Consider the following 16029-nt stretch of genomic DNA (forward strand, 5'->3'; position numbering starts at 1 on the left):
AACAGCCACGTCGAGGTCTCCTGAGGAGAATTACGCGCTAGCCCCCAGGTCTATCGGCTAACTTTTAGCAAACTATGTGTCCCGCATCACGTCGCACTATTGCGCGCGAAGCGATTGCGATCGGATAGCCAGGCGATGAATCCCGGACCAACGGTTGGTTTTCGGCAGAGGAAAAGTTCATCGAAAATGGTGCGCTGACAGCCCGATACCGGTACCCTCGTCGTCGAGGGCGGGTTCTCTTGGTTTCCAAGAGAACCCGTCCATCGCCAATTCGGGGGCTGTTCGCCGGTTTCCGCTCTCCCGAGTCGCTCTCGCCCACCGGACTGCGCGGCTCCGATCGTCGCGCCGGTGTGCGACTCAGTTTTTCGAGGTCAGCGCCGCGGGTCCGTCGTCACCGCCCGGCGCGCGGCGAACGCCACCGTCGTGTCCAGGCAGCCCGGGCAGGTCCGGTAACAAAGCCTCCAAGCGCGCGAGCTGCTCGCCGACCAGCGCCGCGGGACCCTCGATCAGCGACAGCGGCCACGGCCAGTGCCGCCCGTTCCAACGTTCCACCTGGTCGGTCAGTTCGGCGGTCGTCGCCTCCAGTTCGCTGATCTCGGTGCGCAATTCGCCGACTTGCGTTCGCAATGCGGCGGATTCGCGCTCCAATGCGGCGATTCGCGCCAATGCGGCGGCCAATCCGTCCACCAGCGTCCGATTCCGGCCGTCCGCGTCGGCGCCCAGTTGCGGCCAGCCCGACAAGCCGGGTCCGCGCAGCTGAATCTGGATGTCGCGCAGCACTTCCTCTTGTTCCGGCGTCACGTCCGGATCCTCCCGTCCCACGAAATCCCACTGGCCGAAATCGGTCGTCTCGGCCTCGTTCACGTCACAGCGCACGCCGCCGACCGTCACCTGGCGCAGCGTCTGACGGATCGCGCGTCTGGTCTCCACGTTCGTGCCGGACCACGCGTCGGTCTGCCATCCCCATGTCGCGTACCCCGCGTCCAGTGCGCGGCTGACCGCCCAGTACCCGCCGTAGATACCGACGTTCGCACGGCCGAGCACGGTCGCCGCACCGTCCAGATAGGCGTTGACGCGTAACTGATCCTGCTGCGAAGCGTCGAAATCCGCCGAGAAATAGATCGGCCGGTCCACCCGGCCGCCACAACGCAGCACCTGGGCGAGGGCCGCGCGCGCGTCCACGATGCCCGCACCGTAGCCGTCCAGCATCCGCGCGGCCGTGGTCTCCCAATTCGAGACGATCGAGATTCCGTGCGTCCGCAGATCGTTCGCCTCGGCCGGGGTGAGCAGCTTTCCGGGCAAGCTCGGGCCACCCTCGGACAGATACCGCACCACGAAGTCGTACCCCGCCGCCCGAATCGCCGCGCCCCCCGGACGTCCCGCGGCGTAGTCGAGACCGAAACGCATGGCCTCCACTGTAAGTGGGCCGGGCGGGTGAATCCGGGGCATCGCCGAATCCGCACCGCCCGCGGGGATCGGTCAGCGCGAAACGGTCGAACCGCCCCGTTCCGCGCCGTGAATCCGAACCGCGGGCCGTGTGATTCGCCGTTGTCGGCGACCGCGGGTCAGCGGACGGGTTGCAGCTTCGGCCGCCGCACCTTCGGCGGGCCGGCCAGCTCACGGCGATCCGGCGCGATCAGCACCGCGGAGATCGGCACGGTCAACGCCAGCAAGCCGATGACGAACATGGGGAACACGAAGTCGAACAGCTCGACGCCGCCGGGCACCTTCGCCGTCCGGTCCACGTCGAAATGCAGCGCGGCCAGCGCCGTGTAGTACGTGGCGGACACGCCGACGCCGAACAGCAGCACGGTCGCGGCGCGGGCCAGCGGGAAGCGCATCGTCTGGAACAGCCACAGCGTCGCGGTCGCGGTGATCACCCCGATCACGGCGGAGACGGAGGCCAGCCAGATCGTCATGCCGACCGATCCCTGGATCTCGAGTGAGCCGATGCCGAGGTAGTGCGTGACACCGATGCCGAGGCCGAGCACCAAGCCGCCGGGCAGCAGCAGCGTCAGCCGAGGCGTGCGCCCGATGATCAGCAGCGCCGCGAAGACGGCCACGATGGACACCACCAGGGCGGCGATCAGCCTGCCCGGGTCGTACCGCATCGCGCTCCCGGGCACTTTGAGACCGAGCATGGCCACCGAGGTGGCCAGCCACGCCCCGACGCCGCCGAGCGAGATCGCCGCCGAGACCAGCCACACGAGCCGGAACTGCACCGAGCGCGCGCCGTGCACGATGCAGGCGAGACCGACCACCGCACCGAGCACCGAGATGCCCAGCGAGAGCGCGATCATCCAGTAGCCGAGGGCGAACTGGTCGACGGACGCCCCGCCTGCGGCCAGCACCGCGACCTCACGCATGGCGGGCGGTCCCTTCCAGCTCGCTGGCTTTCAGCTGAGCGATCGCGTACTCGGTGACCGCGGCGAGCGCCTGACGCACCTCCATCGCGTTGCGCGCGTCGATGTCCACGATCGGCACGCCCTCGCGCACCGACAGCGCCTCGCGCAGCTCCGCGATGGGGAAGCGCGGCGCGTCCGGGAAGCGGTTGACCGCGATCAGGAACGGCAGCTTGCGTGCCTCGAAGAAGTCGACCGCGGCGAAGCTGTCCTCCAGCCGCCGGGTGTCGATCAGCACCACCGCGCCGATCGCGCCACGGATCAGGTCGTCCCACATGAACCAGAACCGCCGCTGGCCCGGCGTGCCGAACAGGTAGAGCACCAGGTTGCCCGGCAGGATGATCCGGCCGAAGTCCATGGCGACGGTGGTCGTCTCCTTCTCCGGCGTCTCGGCGAGATCGTCGATGCCGTCGGAGTATCGGGTCACCATCGCCTCGGTGCGCAGCGGAACGATCTCCGACACCGCGCCGACGAACGTGGTCTTGCCCGCGCCGAAGCCGCCCGCGACGACGATCTTCGTCGAAGCGACCCGATTCTCGAAGCCGTCCGGTCCGGGGGCATTTCCCGGTCCGGGATTCGCATTTGGCCCGGGGTGTCCACTGGGCCCCAGATTCCTATAGGGCGCGGAGTCCACGCAATGTCCTCTCCATCAGGGAACGGCGCTCGTCATAGCTCGCCTCTTCGGTCAGGGTCGAATGCACGCGCATGGTGCCATCGACGACCAGGTCGCCGATCACCACCCGGACCATGCCGAGCGGCCGGTCCAGATGTGCCGCGATCTCCGCGACCGACAGGCGGTGCGTGCCGAGCCGGAGTATCTCGGTGCGGATGTCGCCGGTCGGCCAGTCGAGATGTGCAGTGTACGACAAGGTTTCGATGACCGCCTCCAATGGCAGGTCGATCGCGGGTTCGGTACGCCCCGAGGTCAGGGCGTAGGGCCGGACGCGCGTTGTCGGGCGTGGTCCGGGGCCGTATGGGTTGGACATCTCACGCTCAGACAGCGGTGCGCGCGGTCGCGGTGACCACCGAACCCACCCGATCGACGAGCAGTGCCATCTCGTAGCCGATGCGGCCGATGTCATGCGACTTGTTCGCCAGCACGGCCAGATGCGAGCCGTTGCCGACGCTCATCACCAGCAGGTAGCCGCGCTGCATCTCCACGATCGACTGCATCACCTTGCCGCCGTCGAACAGCGAGGCCGCGCCCATGGAGAGGCTGGCGAGCCCGGCGGTGACGGCGGAGAGCTGTTCGGCGCGATCGCTGGGCAGATGCGGACTGGTGGCCTGCAACAAGCCGTCGGCCGATACCAGCACCGCATGGGACACGCCGGGCACATCGCGGGTGAAGCGGGCGACCAGCCAGTTCAGATTCTCGTCTGTGGTGCTGTTGTTCGCGTTGGTCATGCAAGCCCTCCGTCGTTGTACTGCGCATTGGCCCGCCCGCTGCGGACCCCACTGAGATGCCTGGTCAGGTTGTTGCGAATTTCTTCCGGATCACGCGGGCCCGCGTCCTCCACCGGCGCCAGACCGCCCGGCACCAGCTGGGCGCCCGGCCTGCGGATCGGCAGTCCGCCGACGGTGCGCGCGGTGGTGGTCGGATGACTCGCATCCTCGGCGGCCAGCCAGCCCGCGTCACCAGGCGAGGACCACGAGCTTTCCGGCGATTGCGAAGTCGAGGGCTCGACCAGCCATTCCGAGACCATGCGCTGATAGATCGGGGTCGGGGACGCTCCGGCGACCGGCTGCAGCCGGGAGGAGGTCACCGTCGCGGGTTCCGGTGCCACCTCCTCCTGCGGCGGGTCGACGGGTGCGGCAGGCTTCCGGATCGGAAGACCGGATCGCGCGGTGGTCTGCGGTGCGGGCGCTTGGCTCGGCACGGTCGGCGTGGGGCCGGTCGCCGGCTCGTCGTCCTTCACCTCGGCCCACAGATCGGTGCGCGCAGGCTTCTGCTCCCGCTCGACGGCGTGTTCACCGGTGGTGGGCGTCACCGGGGCGAACGGACCGGTCGGGGTGCGGTCATCCGTGCGCGGCGTGAGCACCGGCCACGGCTGGGTCGGCGGCTGATCCGCCGGGTTGACCGCCCGGCCGACCGGCGTGGAGACCGTGGGCTGGTCGGGGGCGTCGGCCACGCGGATGGCCGGACGACGCTGCGGCAAGCCGGAACTCGTCACGCCGAAACGCGCGGTGTCGCGCTGCGGCAGGCTCGGCACCGGAACCAGGTTGCGCGGGTGCGCGCCGGTGGGCGGCGTGACGTGCGCGGGCAAGTGATGCTCGGCGGTCAGGTCGAGCGGCTTGCCCGCCGGGTCGGTGACGTCCATCGGCGGCGCGACCAGCGCGCCGGGCAGGTGCACGCTGGCGGTGATGCCCGGCTGCTGCGCCATCGTGGACGTGCGCCGCAGGCTGACCGTGATGGTGTGGCGCTTGGCCAGCCGTCCGACGACGAACAGACCCATGCGGCGCGCGGTCTCGACCGTCACCTCACCACCGGAGGCGAGCCGGTCGTTGGTCGTCTGCAAATCCTCCAGCGACATGCCGAGGCCGCGGTCGGTGATCTCGATCAGGTAGCCGCCGTCCACCGCGCGCGAAACCATCACCGTGACCGGCGTGGTCGGCGGCGAGTAGCGCAGCGCGTTGTCGATCAACTCGGCGAGCAGGTGCTCGATGTCGACGGCGGGCTCGCCCGCCACGATGCCGTCGGGCACCGCGCCGATCTCGACGCGCTGGTAGTCCTCGACCTGGGAGACCGCGCTCCACAGCATGTCCGACAGCGGCACCGGGTGCAGCTGGCCGCGGCGCAGCGCGGTACCGGCGAGCACCAGCAGGTTGTCGCCGTTGCGGCGCATGCGGGTGGCCAGGTGGTCGAGGCGGAAGAGGCTCTGTAGCCGGTCGGTGTCGTCCTCGTCGTGCTCGAGGTCCTCGATCAGCGCCAGCTGCTGCTCGACCAGCGATTGGCTGCGGCGGGACAGGGTTTCGAACATGTTCCCGATCTGCAGGCGCAAGCGGGCCTGGTCGGCGGCGAGGTTGAGCGCCTGTTCGTGGATCTCGTCCACGGCGCGGGCCAGCTGGCCGATCTCGTCGGTGGTGTGCACCGCGACCGGGGTGATCTCGGGAGTGGTGCCGCCCGCGCGCACCACGGCCAGCTCGTCGGGCAGCTTGATGTGCGCCACCTCGAGCGCGTCCCGCCGCAGGCGGCGGACCGGGACGACCAGGGTGCGCGCCACCGAGAGGGCCAGCGCCAGGCCCGCGAGCAGCATGCCGATGACGATCGTCGTCTCGCGCAGCGCGCCGGCCTGCGCTTCGGTGGTGCGGGCGGCCAGCGCGGTGTCGATGGTGTCGATCAGCTGCGCGGTGGTCTTCTCGTAGGTGTCCGAGCTGACCAGCAGCGAGTCGATGACGGCAGGGTTGGACGCCGGATCGGCGACGTTCTGGCTGAACGTGCCCAGACGGGTCTGCACCGCGTCCAGCAGCGGGCGCATATTGCCCGCGTAGTCCGGCAGGATCTGCGCGTACTGGTAGATCATCGTGATCTCGGCGCCCGCCGCGACCAGCACGCGCGGCCGCACGCTCGGGTTGCGGCCCGCGTCCGGCGAGCCGATCAGCATGCGCTGCTGGGTGAGCACCCGCCGGGCGGTCTGCACCGACGCCAGCTGGAGGAAGTACCGCTGGATGACCAGGTCGTCCACCGACGGCGACAGCGCGAGCGCGTTGCCGATGCGGACCATGATCTCGTCGGACTGCTCGCCGACCATGGCGGGCGAGCCGTTGCGCAGGCTGTTGCGCATCGTGGTGCCGGTGGCGATGGCCGAGGCGAGTTCGGAGGTGACCCGGCCGCTGACCTTGGTGGTCTGCAAGGCGCCTTCCAGTTCGGCCAGGGCCTGGTCGAACTTCGTCAGCGCCGCGTCGGTCTGCGGGTCCGCGGTATTGCCCCAGGTGGCGGTCGCGGTGACGCCGAGTTGCTCGGTGGCCGAACCGAACTTGACGATCGGCCGGATGATGATCGCCTGTTCGGTCGCCGCGTCCAACTGCGCCATGGTACGCAGTTCGTTGTTGATTCGGAGCACGGCGAAGACGGTGGCCAGCAGCACCGGAAGCACCAGCACCACGCCAACCTTGCGGGTGACCGACCAGTTCGACAGGCTGAATTGCCAGGACCGCGGTGCAGCTTCCATCCGCTTCCGTCGCCTCCGCTTCACCAGTGACCTCGGGCGCGCGTGGCTGTTCGGTATTGATTCAACCCGCAAAGAACCAACTAGAGGTCTTCTTTTTTACCGCACGGAACATACCGTGCAGAGGGGTCATCGGCAATCCGGGGGAGTCGGTCTTCAATTTACCGAATATGGCTATAGAGAACGTGTTTCGCGGTGGAATGCGTAAGGGACGCGTCAACTTCTCGACGGGGCCCTGGAAGAGCCTGGTCACCCGGGGTTGACGCGGGCGACGCGCCGGGGGTTCTGGCGGGTGTTCGCCACGGCGTGTCGAGAGCGCGCTCTCAGTTACCTCTCAGTCGGTACGGTCAAACTGGGGGCATGCGCATTCTAGTGGTCGACGACGATCGGGCGGTCCGGGAATCGCTGCGCCGGTCGCTGACGTTCAACGGCTACTCCGTCGATCTCGCGGTGGATGGCGTGGACGCGCTGGAGAAGGCAACCGTCCAGCGACCCGACGCGCTCGTCCTGGACGTCATGATGCCCCGGCTCGACGGGCTCGAGGTCTGCCGCCGTCTGCGCAGTACGGGCGATGATTTGCCGATTCTGGTTCTCACCGCGCGAGATTCGGTATCGGAGCGGGTGGCAGGGCTGGATGCCGGGGCGGACGACTATTTGCCGAAGCCTTTCGCACTGGAAGAGCTGCTGGCCAGGCTGCGCGCGCTGCTGCGGCGGACGACCGCGGGTCCGGGTGAGGCATCGGAGGAAATGAAGTTCGCTGATCTGTCGCTGGATCCGGTGACCCGCGAGGTGTCCCGAGGCGCCCGGCCGATCAGTCTCACCCGCACCGAGTTCTCACTGCTGGAAATGCTGATGGCGAACCCGCGCCGGGTGCTGACCCGTAGCCGCATTCTCGAGGAAGTCTGGGGCTACGATTTCCCGACCTCGGGAAACGCGCTCGAGGTCTACATCGGTTATCTGCGCCGCAAAACCGAGGCCGAAGGCGAGCCGCGGCTGATTCACACGGTGCGCGGCGTGGGCTATGTGCTGCGTGAAACGCCACCGTAGGTCGCGGGATATGGCACGCAACACACCCAGACGCCCCGCCGTCGCCGCACTCGGCCAGCGGCCGCCCGAGCCCGCGGACATGCGGCCGCCCATGCCGCTGACGCGGTCGGTCTCGCTGCGCTGGCGGGTGACGCTGCTGGCCGCCTCCGTCGTGGCGATCGCGGTGGCGGTCACCTCGATCGCGGCCTACGCGCTGGTGGCGCGCGCGTTGTACGCCGACGTGGACGCCCAGCTGCGCAGCCGTTCCACGGCCGTGATCGCCAGCAATCCGTACGGGTTCAACAACCTGAATCTGATGGTCGCCGCGGCCTTCTACGACGACACCGGCATCGCGCTGATCTATCCCGACCTCCGGCGCTGGCTTCCCCCGCAATCCACCGATCCACCGGTCGGGAACCAGGAGCTGGCCGTGGCGCGCGGCGAGCGGAGTTCGTCGTTGCGCACCGACGGCAACCAGCGCGTGCTGGCGGTCTACACCAACTCGGGTGCGACGCTGGTCATCTCCCAGCGGCTGGACCGAACCAGGGAGGTGCTCGACCGGCTCGCCTGGCTGCTGTTCGTGGTCGGCGGCTGCGGCGTCGTGCTGGCCGCCGCGGCGGGCACGGCGGTCGGGCGGACGGGTCTGCGGCCCATCGCTCGGCTGACGGCGGCCACCGAGCGGATCGCCCGCACCGACGACCTGACTCCGATCCCGGTCACCGGTGACGACGAACTGGCCAGGCTCACAGAAAGTTTCAACACCATGCTGCGCGCGCTGACCGAGTCGCGCGATCGGCAGCGCAGGCTGGTCGCCGACGCCGGACACGAACTGCGTACGCCGCTGACGTCGCTGCGGACCAACATGGAGTTGCTCATCGCTTCGAGCCGCCCCGGCGCTCCCCGCATCCCGGACGAGGACATGGCCGGACTGCGCGCCGACGTGATGGCCCAGATCGAGGAGTTGTCCACCCTGGTGGGCGATCTGGTGGATCTCGCGCGCGAGGACGCGCCGGAAACCGTCTACGAGCGCGTGGATCTGGGCGAGGTGGTGGAACGCGCACTCGAACGCGCCCGCCGCCGCCGTACCGGCATCGAGTTCGTCGCCGATCTGCGCCCGTGGTTCGTCTACGGGCACGAGGCGGGCTTGGAGCGCGCGGTGCTGAACGTGCTGGACAACGCGGCCAAGTGGAGCCCGGCCGGCGCGCAGGTCCGCATCCTCATGCGGGAGAGCGGCCCGGGCCTGCTCGAGCTGTCCATCGATGACGCGGGTCCCGGTATTCCGGCGGCGGAACGCGAGCTGGTGTTCGAGCGTTTCTATCGCGTCATGTCGTCACGATCGATGCCGGGCTCCGGCCTCGGTCTGGCGATCGTCAAGCAGGTGGTGACAAAACACGGCGGCACCATCGCGATCGATACCTCGCAACGCGGCGGCGCCGTTGTCCGCATCGTGTTGCCCGGTGAGCCGGGCGCGCCGGTGTCCGATTGACGCAATACCGGGCGACGGAAGTCCATTTCCGACAGAATGTCGAGTGCTGTGCGGAATATTCATCGTCGGCCGGATATTTCGAACATTGCTCCGATTGGTTTGCCGCAGGATTTGAGACATGAAGTAGTCAGTGGTTCTATCGCAGTACCGACTGCGCAGCTCTCGGAAAACTGAAAGCACGGTCTCAGTCCGCTCTCAGTCGCCGTGGCCAACCTGGTCGGGACGCGAGGAGAAACGAGGAGTCCATGACCGAGGATTCGAAGGATCGCCGGGAGCCGGGCCCGCAGGCCGCAGGCCCGTTCGGGCCGGGGGACGCGCATGCCGCCGGTTACGGTCCGCAGGAAGCGCCGCATCCCACCGCGCAGTACCCGCCGCAGCAACATCCGGCCGCGCCGTTCCCGGGATATCCGGCGTCCTTCGGTCCGCCGAACGACCCCACTCGACCGCACGGCCCGGCCTATGGCGCCCCACCCGCCCCGCCGCGGCGTCCGTTCCGCGCGGGCCTGGCCGTCGGCGCCGTCGCGCTCGCGCTGGTCAGTGGTGGAGTCGGCGGTGCGGTCGGCGCGTTGGTCACACACGGCGACGATGGTCGCGCCCCGGCCACCAACGCCCTGGACGCTCCCAGGCCGAACGTGAGCAATGCCGTCAACGCTCCGGCCGGCTCCACCCAAGCGGTCGCTCAGAAGGTGCTGCCCAGTGTGGTGATGATCAAGGTGGCCAGCAGTAAGGCCGAGGGTGAGGGGTCGGGGGTGGTCCTGTCGTCCGACGGCCTGATCCTGACCAACAATCACGTCGCCGCGGGCGGTGGACCGAGCGCCAAGATGGAAGTGGTGTTCTCCGACGGCAGCAGCGCGCCCGCGACGCTGGTCGGCGCCGATCCGGTCTCCGACCTGGCCGTCATCAAGGCGTCCGGGAAGAGCGGCCTGACCCCCATCGAGCTGGGTACCTCGGCGAATCTGCAGGTCGGCCAGCCTGTCGTCGCGATCGGCTCGCCGCTGGGGCTGGCGGGCACGGTCACCACCGGCATCGTGTCGTCGCTGAACCGGCCCGTGGTGACCAGCGGCGACGGTAGCGACCCCGCCGCTGCGGTGAGCCCGGTGATCGACGCGATCCAGACGGATGCCGCGATCAACCCGGGCAACTCGGGCGGCGCGCTGGTGGACGGCAGCGGCAAGCTCATCGGTATCAACACGGCCATCGCGACGCTCGGGCCCACCGAGACGGCGGGCGGCCAGACCGGGTCGATCGGACTCGGCTTCGCGATCCCCGTCGATCAGGCACGCCGCGTCGCCGACGAACTGATCAAGACCGGCAAGGCCACCTACGCCCAGGTCGGCATCACGGTGTCGCGCCAGCAGGACCCGGCCCAACAGGTTTCCGGCGCGCAGGTTCGCGACGTCACGCCGGACGGTCCCGCGGCACGCGCGGGCATTCCGCCGGGGGCTGTGGTGACGAAGCTCGACGACCGCCCGATCGATTCCGGGAACGCGCTCGTCGCCGCGGTTCGCTCGCATCAGCCAGGAGACAAGGTGAAGGTCACTTACACCGACGCGCAAGGCAACAACCCCAAGACCGTCGAGGTGACCCTCTCCGGCGCGCCCGCGGACGGCGGCCGGTGATGCGCTTGGTGCCCGGCGGGCGGGGCCCGGAGATCGATGTGGACGCCGACGTTCTCGGCGCGGCCGCCGAGTTGCTGGACGCAGGCGCTACGGTGAGCACCATGGAAATCGATGCTCCTGTGGCGGGGCGTGCTCTGGTGGTGGTCGTCGACGATCGAACGGCGCATGGAGGTATTGACTCGCTCGGCCCGCTGGTCACCGAGCTGCTCACCGAGGCGGGTTTCCTCGTGGACGCGTCGGTGTCGGTGCAGGCCGACGAGGTGGAAATCCGCAACGCACTCAACACCGCGGTGATCGGCGGCGTCGATCTGGTGATCTCCGTCGGCGGCACGGGTATGTCCCCGCGCGACGTGACGCCGGAGGCCACCTCGCAGGTGCTCGACCGCGAGTTGCCGGGAATCAGCGAAGCCCTGCGGTCCTCCGGTCGGGTGGCCGGTTCGCTGGACGCCGGGCTTTCCCGTGGTGTGGCAGGCGTGTCCGGAAGCACCCTGGTGGTCAACCTGCCCGGCACCCGTTCCGCCATCCGGGACGGCATGGCGACGCTCGGCCCGCTCGCGAGCCGGGTGATCGGTGAGCTGTCCGGATTGGTCGAGTAATCACCGCCCCCACACCCCCTGAGAACCCTCGCCCGGCGGCGCGCCGGGCGAGGGATGCCGCGCGCTTGGCGAAGATCTTCGGCGACACTCTGCCCGAGACCACCGCGGACGAGCGCGACGAGCGCGACGACGTCCGGTCCGCCGACGACTGGCTGCGCGCCCAGATCCCCCCGCATCACGGCTGACCGTTATCTACGTAGTAGCTACGTAATCAATCCCCCTTGGTATGTAACCGGCCAGTGATCATTTCTGCCCGGAAGTAATACCGGCGCGATCATTACGGCCCTGTCCCGTATCCGGACACTGGCGCTCCTGTGCCGCGACCTGCTCCACTCATCCCGCCCCGGCTGTAGCGATCCGGTATTTATGCACGTCAAGCCATATTCAAATGTGCGCAAGTGTGATGCAGGTCACCTTGAACTTTACGAAACGTCACGTTGCGAGCGCCGTTATAAAACGTTTAATCTCCCCATCGAGCCACTCGCATTCGGGCCCCGCAGGCGCGGGTACCGGCACGCATGGAGCCGTTCGGCGGAACCCGGCTCGGTTCCGTTACCAGCAAGTCCGTTGCGCCGAAATAACAACCGGTTACACACCGGCAACAAAGGAGCGACACACTGAGCTGGGCCTGAGAGGACCACTGTCCAGCCTCGATGGTCGAGGTTGACTGTTTGAACCTGATGAGGGGAAGTATGAGCGAGAACCGCACCAAAGGTCTGCGCCGCGGTGCCCGCGTCGCGGGCGTGGGCGCTGCCGCGGCTGTTGCCCTGGGCCTGCTTTCGACCGGTGCCGCCGATGCCGATACCTTTGTGCCGTTGCCGGACGGCCAGAAGGTGGGGCCGGGCGTGACGATCACCCGGAACGAAGAGCGGGCCCTGATTTCGCCGTCGCTGGCTGCCAACGGCGCCGGTCGCGTGGTCTGGGTATCGGGCAACGCGGTCGCCGACGTCACCGTGACGCCGGAGGGTGAGATCGGCCCCAACAACGGTCCGACCGGAAACCCCGGAACCAACAACTCCTCGACGCACGGTGCGTCGCAGCTGAGCACCGGTTACATCGTCGGCTGCCAGGTCAGCATCGCCGACGACGCCATCTCCGCGGGCGTGTCGGGCAGCGTGAACCTCAGCGGCGCGAGCGCCGGTGGTTCGATCGGCATCAACCTCGGTCCCGGTGAGGTCAAGTTCGTTCAGATCGATTACAAGGACATCCTCAAGCCCGGGGTGTACTCCGTCGAGTACCAGGATGCCGAGATTCAGATCCAGGGCTGCGCGGGTTACGCGCAGGCGCGTTCGTACACGGTCGTCGAGATCATCGGCGATCACTACTCGAAGACCACCCTCTACGGGATGCCGTTCAGCATCGGCTGACGTCTGTCGACTCCAACGAACCATCCTCCCGCTGAAGCGGACTCAACCCTCGAGGGATACCAACCATGATCAACCGTAAGAACCTGGCGCGGATGGCCGGCGTCGGCGCCGCTGCCACCATCGCGATGGGCCTGTTCTCCACGGGTGCGGCGAACGCCGACACCTTCGTCCCGCTGCCGGGCGGGGAACTGACCAAGACGCTGTCGGACGGCACCGTCGTGACCATTCGCCTCGTCGGCGAGTCGGCGAACATCAACCCGTCCATGGGCTCCACGCCGCTGCACCGCAACGCGTGGGTCTCCGGTAGCGCGCAGGTCGAGCTGTCGGGCTCGGCAGGCGGCAAGATCTTCCCGGGCTACACCGTCGGTTGTCAGGTGAACATCGCCGGTGGCGGTGCCACCGGTGGCGTCGACGGCAACGTCGACTGGAGCGACGGGCAGAACGTGACCGGCGGCGTCGGGGCCAACTCCGGCGGCAACCTCTCGCTCGGCCCCGGCCAGGCGAAGTCGTTCTATGTGCTCGATCTGGAGCAGGCCGACGATTTCGGCAACGAGACGCACAAGACCCGTAATGCGTTCAAGGGCACGTCCGGTTCGGTGACGTGGGCCGATGAGACCATCGGTCTGAATGGTTGCGGAGGCTACGCCCAGGCGCGCGCTTTCGTCAGCGTCGAGGTCGAGACCGACAACGTGATCACCTGGGTGACGTTGTGGGGACAGCCTTTCAGCCTCGGCTGAGTGAACTACGGGTGAAAAGCCCGTAGCCATTGATGAAATGGACCCCTCGTATCGCGGCGGGTCCATTTCGTCATGAATTCCATTGCGCCGCAAGTCGGCGCGATCCTAGCCGGATCGTTTACGTTGCGTGACGAATTGCCCGAATTTCCGGAAAAGTCTGGTTGATACCGAATAGCATTGTTTCGTCCGAGATCGCTCGATGACGCGATGGTCGGCGGATCGTCTGGTGGACAGCACATTCCACCGAGCGCGCCGTCGGCTTTGGAGGGACACGTCCGCCTCGACACCCTGGGGCGGGCGGATGCAACCTGATGAGGAAAAACATGAGCAAGTACCGCATCAACGGTCTGTCTCGAGGCGTCCGCGTCGCGGGCGCCGCCGCCGTGGCGACCGTGGCCACCGGTCTGTTCTCGACCGGCGCCGCCGACGCCGATACCTTCGTGCCGTTGCCGGACGGCCACAAGGCGGGCCCTGGCGTGAACATCGCCCGTACGGGCGAGCGCGCCCTGATCTCCCCATCCCTCGCCGCGAACGGTGCCGGCCGTGTCGTGTGGGTTTCGGGGAATGCCATCGCGGATGTCGCCGTGACGCCGGAAGGCGAAATCGGCCCGAACAACGGGCCGACCGGGAATCCGGGAACGAATAATTCGTCCACGCACGGTGCGTCGCAGTTGAGCACCGGTTACATCGTCGGCTGCCAGGTCAGCATCGCCGACGACGCGATTTCGGCGGGAGTGTCGGGCAGTGTGAACCTCAGCGGCGCGAGCGCCGGTGGTTCGATCGGCATCAACCTCGGTCCCGGTGAGGTCAAGTTCGTTCAGATCGATTACAAGGACATTCTGAAGCCGGGTGTGTACTCGGTGGAGTATCAGGATGCCGAGATCGAGATCCAGGGCTGCGCGGGTTACGCGCAGGCTCGTTCGTACACGGTCGTCGAGATCATCGGCGATCACTACTCGAAGACCACCCTCTACGGGATGCCGTTCAGCATCGGCTGAACGCGGGTCGGATCCATCAAATCTCTTTTCGCTGAAGCGAACTCGATTCTTTAGGGGAATTACCATCATGTTCGATCGTAAAAAACTGGCGCGCGCTGCCGGGCTGTGCGCGTCCGCGGCCATCGCGGTAGGTCTGCTCTCCACGGGTGCGGCGAACGCCGACACCTTCGTCCCGCTGCCGGGCGGGGAACTGACCAAGACGCTGTCGGACGGCACCGTCGTGACCATTCGCCTCGTCGGCGAGTCCGCGACCATCAGTCCATCCATGGGCGCTACACCCTTGCACCGCAACGCGTGGGTGTCCGGTAGCGCCCAAGTGGACCTGTCGGGCTCGGCAGGCGGCAAGATCTTCCCGGGCTACACCGTCGGTTGCCAGGTGAACATCGCCGGTGGCGGTGCCACGGGTGGTGTGGACGGCAACGTGGACTGGAGCGACGGGCAGAACGTCACCGGTGGCGTCGGGGCCAACTCGGGCGGCAATCTGTCCCTGGGCCCGGGGCAGTCGAAGTCGTTCTATGTGCTCGATCTGGAGCAGGCGGATGATTTCGGTAACGAGACGCACAAGACCCGTAATGCGTTCAAGGGCACGTCCGGTTCGGTGACGTGGGCCGACGAGACCATCGGTCTGAATGGTTGCGGAGGCTACGCCCAGGCGCGGGCCTTCGTCAGCGTCGAGGTCGAGACCGACAACGTGATCACCTGGGTGACGTTGTGGGGAGCGCCTTTCAGCCTCGGCTGAGCCGGAGAGTAACGCGCGCAACGCGAACGGGCCCGTCGATGACGGGCCCGTTTCGCTTGCGGCGCGGGTGAAGTGACCGCGGTCCGGCTCTCGGCGCGCAGATCACGAATCCGAATCAGCACCTCTCGGTGTGGTGCTTCGGCGAAGCATCTCGGCGGGTCAGTGGAAGACGACGGTGAGCGCGGTGCGCAGTGACGCCCCGGCCACGGCGGTAGCGTGCTCGGCGTCCATCGCCACCAACACCACGCGTTCGGCGGCTCCGCGTCCGTCACCCGCGCCGGCGACGAGAATGACGGCGGAATCGGTGGCGAGGGTGCGGGCGGGACGGGCGCCGGGGCCGTTCGCGTCTTCGGCGCCGATCACGTCCACGCGATCACCCGCGCGCAAGATGTCGGCGACCGCCGTGTCGGCGAGGCGGATGGGCACGATGCGCGCCTCACGCGTACCGGTCGCCGCCGCGGCCAAACGCGGGCCGACGACGCGTAGATCGGTGAAGATCTCTCCCTGCCGCATGGCGCCGGTCAGCGTCGCGCCGACGAGCACGGCGGGATCGGCGACCGCACCCGCGGGCAGTGTGCCCGCTTCGCGCGGTGCGGGGCGCAGGTCATCTGCTTCGAGGAGTTGTCCCGGCGTCAGATCCCGGCCCGCGACGAGAACCGTCGTGCGTTCGGTATCCGGGTCACCGCGAAGGAAGAGTAAGACCGCGAGGGCGGCGAGCGCGGCCGCGAGCAGCCGTCGGGCGAGCACGGCGTCGGCCCAGGGCGGTCGCTGCCACCCGGACGGATTCCAGCCGCCGCGGCCGAGGTCGGCGAATGCACGAATCATGGCCGGATCCTATGGCCGGACGCGCACTCACCAGGCCGGGATCACGGTGGGCTGTGGATAGGTGACTG

15 protein-coding genes are annotated in these 16029 nt (G+C 68.0%); 8 read left to right on the plus strand and 7 right to left on the minus strand.

Features of this window, described 5'->3' with window-relative positions; translation table 11 throughout:
• Window positions 1–357: 357 nt before the first annotated feature.
• From ACGF7Y_RS14595 to ACGF7Y_RS14620, 6 genes are all read right to left on the minus strand, one after another.
• Window positions 358–1407, minus strand: coding sequence for a DUF1906 domain-containing protein (locus tag ACGF7Y_RS14595; RefSeq protein WP_393233577.1), 1050 nt, complete (start codon window positions 1405–1407; stop codon window positions 358–360).
• Window positions 1408–1565: 158 nt separating this feature from the next.
• On the minus strand, window positions 1566–2366 hold the full coding sequence (locus ACGF7Y_RS14600; protein WP_393233580.1) for an MHYT domain-containing protein: 801 nt from the start codon (window positions 2364–2366) through the stop codon (window positions 1566–1568).
• Window positions 2359–2916 carry an ATP/GTP-binding protein gene (locus ACGF7Y_RS14605; RefSeq protein ID WP_040870011.1) on the minus strand — a complete coding sequence of 186 codons (558 nt, stop codon included), beginning with the start codon at window positions 2914–2916 and terminating at the stop codon, window positions 2359–2361. The genes ACGF7Y_RS14600 and ACGF7Y_RS14605 overlap by 8 nt, the downstream gene beginning before the upstream one ends.
• A gap of 100 nt (window positions 2917–3016) precedes the next feature.
• Entirely contained in the window at window positions 3017–3388 is a 372-nt protein-coding gene (locus ACGF7Y_RS14610) for a DUF742 domain-containing protein (protein WP_040782732.1), read from the minus strand.
• A gap of 7 nt (window positions 3389–3395) precedes the next feature.
• On the minus strand, window positions 3396–3806 hold the full coding sequence (locus ACGF7Y_RS14615; RefSeq protein ID WP_039801134.1) for a roadblock/LC7 domain-containing protein: 411 nt from the start codon (window positions 3804–3806) through the stop codon (window positions 3396–3398).
• Window positions 3803–6571: an ATP-binding protein gene (locus ACGF7Y_RS14620; protein ID WP_393233584.1), complete on the minus strand. Its 2769-nt coding sequence runs from the start codon at window positions 6569–6571 to the stop codon at window positions 3803–3805. The genes ACGF7Y_RS14615 and ACGF7Y_RS14620 overlap by 4 nt, the downstream gene beginning before the upstream one ends.
• A gap of 357 nt (window positions 6572–6928) precedes the next feature.
• Between ACGF7Y_RS14620 and ACGF7Y_RS14625 the strand changes: the two genes are divergently transcribed.
• The 8 genes from ACGF7Y_RS14625 to ACGF7Y_RS14660 all read left to right on the plus strand — a co-directional run bounded on the left by ACGF7Y_RS14625 (window position 6929) and on the right by ACGF7Y_RS14660 (window position 15136).
• On the plus strand, window positions 6929–7615 hold the full coding sequence (locus tag ACGF7Y_RS14625; protein ID WP_062977293.1) for a response regulator transcription factor: 687 nt from the start codon (window positions 6929–6931) through the stop codon (window positions 7613–7615).
• 10 nt (window positions 7616–7625) lie between these two features.
• The gene (locus ACGF7Y_RS14630) at window positions 7626–9080 is read left to right on the plus strand and encodes an ATP-binding protein (protein WP_393233587.1); all 1455 of its coding nucleotides are present in this window, start codon (window positions 7626–7628) and stop codon (window positions 9078–9080) included.
• 245 nt (window positions 9081–9325) lie between these two features.
• Entirely contained in the window at window positions 9326–10699 is a 1374-nt protein-coding gene (locus tag ACGF7Y_RS14635) for a S1C family serine protease (protein ID WP_393233590.1), read from the plus strand.
• 101 nt (window positions 10700–10800) lie between these two features.
• Window positions 10801–11295 (plus strand): molybdenum cofactor biosynthesis protein B, encoded by a 495-nt coding sequence (locus ACGF7Y_RS14640; RefSeq protein ID WP_181719529.1) that lies wholly within the window; start codon window positions 10801–10803, stop codon window positions 11293–11295.
• Window positions 11296–11987: 692 nt separating this feature from the next.
• Window positions 11988–12662, plus strand: a complete 675-nt coding sequence (locus ACGF7Y_RS14645; RefSeq protein ID WP_393233996.1) for an MspA family porin — start codon at window positions 11988–11990, stop codon at window positions 12660–12662.
• 65 nt (window positions 12663–12727) lie between these two features.
• The gene (locus ACGF7Y_RS14650) at window positions 12728–13399 is read left to right on the plus strand and encodes an MspA family porin (protein ID WP_393233593.1); all 672 of its coding nucleotides are present in this window, start codon (window positions 12728–12730) and stop codon (window positions 13397–13399) included.
• Window positions 13400–13722: 323 nt separating this feature from the next.
• On the plus strand, window positions 13723–14397 hold the full coding sequence (locus ACGF7Y_RS14655; RefSeq protein ID WP_393233595.1) for an MspA family porin: 675 nt from the start codon (window positions 13723–13725) through the stop codon (window positions 14395–14397).
• Window positions 14398–14464: 67 nt separating this feature from the next.
• Window positions 14465–15136, plus strand: coding sequence for an MspA family porin (locus tag ACGF7Y_RS14660; protein ID WP_357035687.1), 672 nt, complete (start codon window positions 14465–14467; stop codon window positions 15134–15136).
• 159 nt (window positions 15137–15295) lie between these two features.
• On the opposite strand, the gene ACGF7Y_RS14665 is transcribed toward ACGF7Y_RS14660, so the two are convergent.
• Window positions 15296–15961 (minus strand): SAF domain-containing protein, encoded by a 666-nt coding sequence (locus ACGF7Y_RS14665; protein ID WP_393233598.1) that lies wholly within the window; start codon window positions 15959–15961, stop codon window positions 15296–15298.
• Window positions 15962–16029 lie beyond the last annotated feature (68 nt).

The organism is Nocardia sp. NPDC047654 (assembly GCF_043205035.1).
GTDB lineage: Bacteria > Actinomycetota > Actinomycetes > Mycobacteriales > Mycobacteriaceae > Nocardia.

What these genes read in the sequence shown, in the direction of transcription:
- ACGF7Y_RS14595 (WP_393233577.1), bottom strand. Translation starts at nt 1,407, where the DNA reads ATGCGTTTCGGTCTCGACTACGCCGCGGGACGTCCGGGGGGCGCGGCG.
- ACGF7Y_RS14600 (WP_393233580.1), bottom strand. Translation starts at nt 2,366, where the DNA reads ATGCGTGAGGTCGCGGTGCTGGCCGCAGGCGGGGCGTCCGTCGACCAG.
- ACGF7Y_RS14610 (WP_040782732.1), bottom strand. Translation starts at nt 3,388, where the DNA reads ATGTCCAACCCATACGGCCCCGGACCACGCCCGACAACGCGCGTCCGG.
- ACGF7Y_RS14615 (WP_039801134.1), bottom strand. Translation starts at nt 3,806, where the DNA reads ATGACCAACGCGAACAACAGCACCACAGACGAGAATCTGAACTGGCTG.
- ACGF7Y_RS14620 (WP_393233584.1), bottom strand. Translation starts at nt 6,571, where the DNA reads ATGGAAGCTGCACCGCGGTCCTGGCAATTCAGCCTGTCGAACTGGTCG.
- ACGF7Y_RS14625 (WP_062977293.1), top strand. Translation starts at nt 6,929, where the DNA reads ATGCGCATTCTAGTGGTCGACGACGATCGGGCGGTCCGGGAATCGCTG.
- ACGF7Y_RS14630 (WP_393233587.1), top strand. Translation starts at nt 7,626, where the DNA reads ATGGCACGCAACACACCCAGACGCCCCGCCGTCGCCGCACTCGGCCAG.
- ACGF7Y_RS14635 (WP_393233590.1), top strand. Translation starts at nt 9,326, where the DNA reads ATGACCGAGGATTCGAAGGATCGCCGGGAGCCGGGCCCGCAGGCCGCA.
- ACGF7Y_RS14640 (WP_181719529.1), top strand. Translation starts at nt 10,801, where the DNA reads ATGGAAATCGATGCTCCTGTGGCGGGGCGTGCTCTGGTGGTGGTCGTC.
- ACGF7Y_RS14645 (WP_393233996.1), top strand. Translation starts at nt 11,988, where the DNA reads ATGAGCGAGAACCGCACCAAAGGTCTGCGCCGCGGTGCCCGCGTCGCG.
- ACGF7Y_RS14650 (WP_393233593.1), top strand. Translation starts at nt 12,728, where the DNA reads ATGATCAACCGTAAGAACCTGGCGCGGATGGCCGGCGTCGGCGCCGCT.
- ACGF7Y_RS14655 (WP_393233595.1), top strand. Translation starts at nt 13,723, where the DNA reads ATGAGCAAGTACCGCATCAACGGTCTGTCTCGAGGCGTCCGCGTCGCG.
- ACGF7Y_RS14660 (WP_357035687.1), top strand. Translation starts at nt 14,465, where the DNA reads ATGTTCGATCGTAAAAAACTGGCGCGCGCTGCCGGGCTGTGCGCGTCC.
- ACGF7Y_RS14665 (WP_393233598.1), bottom strand. Translation starts at nt 15,961, where the DNA reads ATGATTCGTGCATTCGCCGACCTCGGCCGCGGCGGCTGGAATCCGTCC.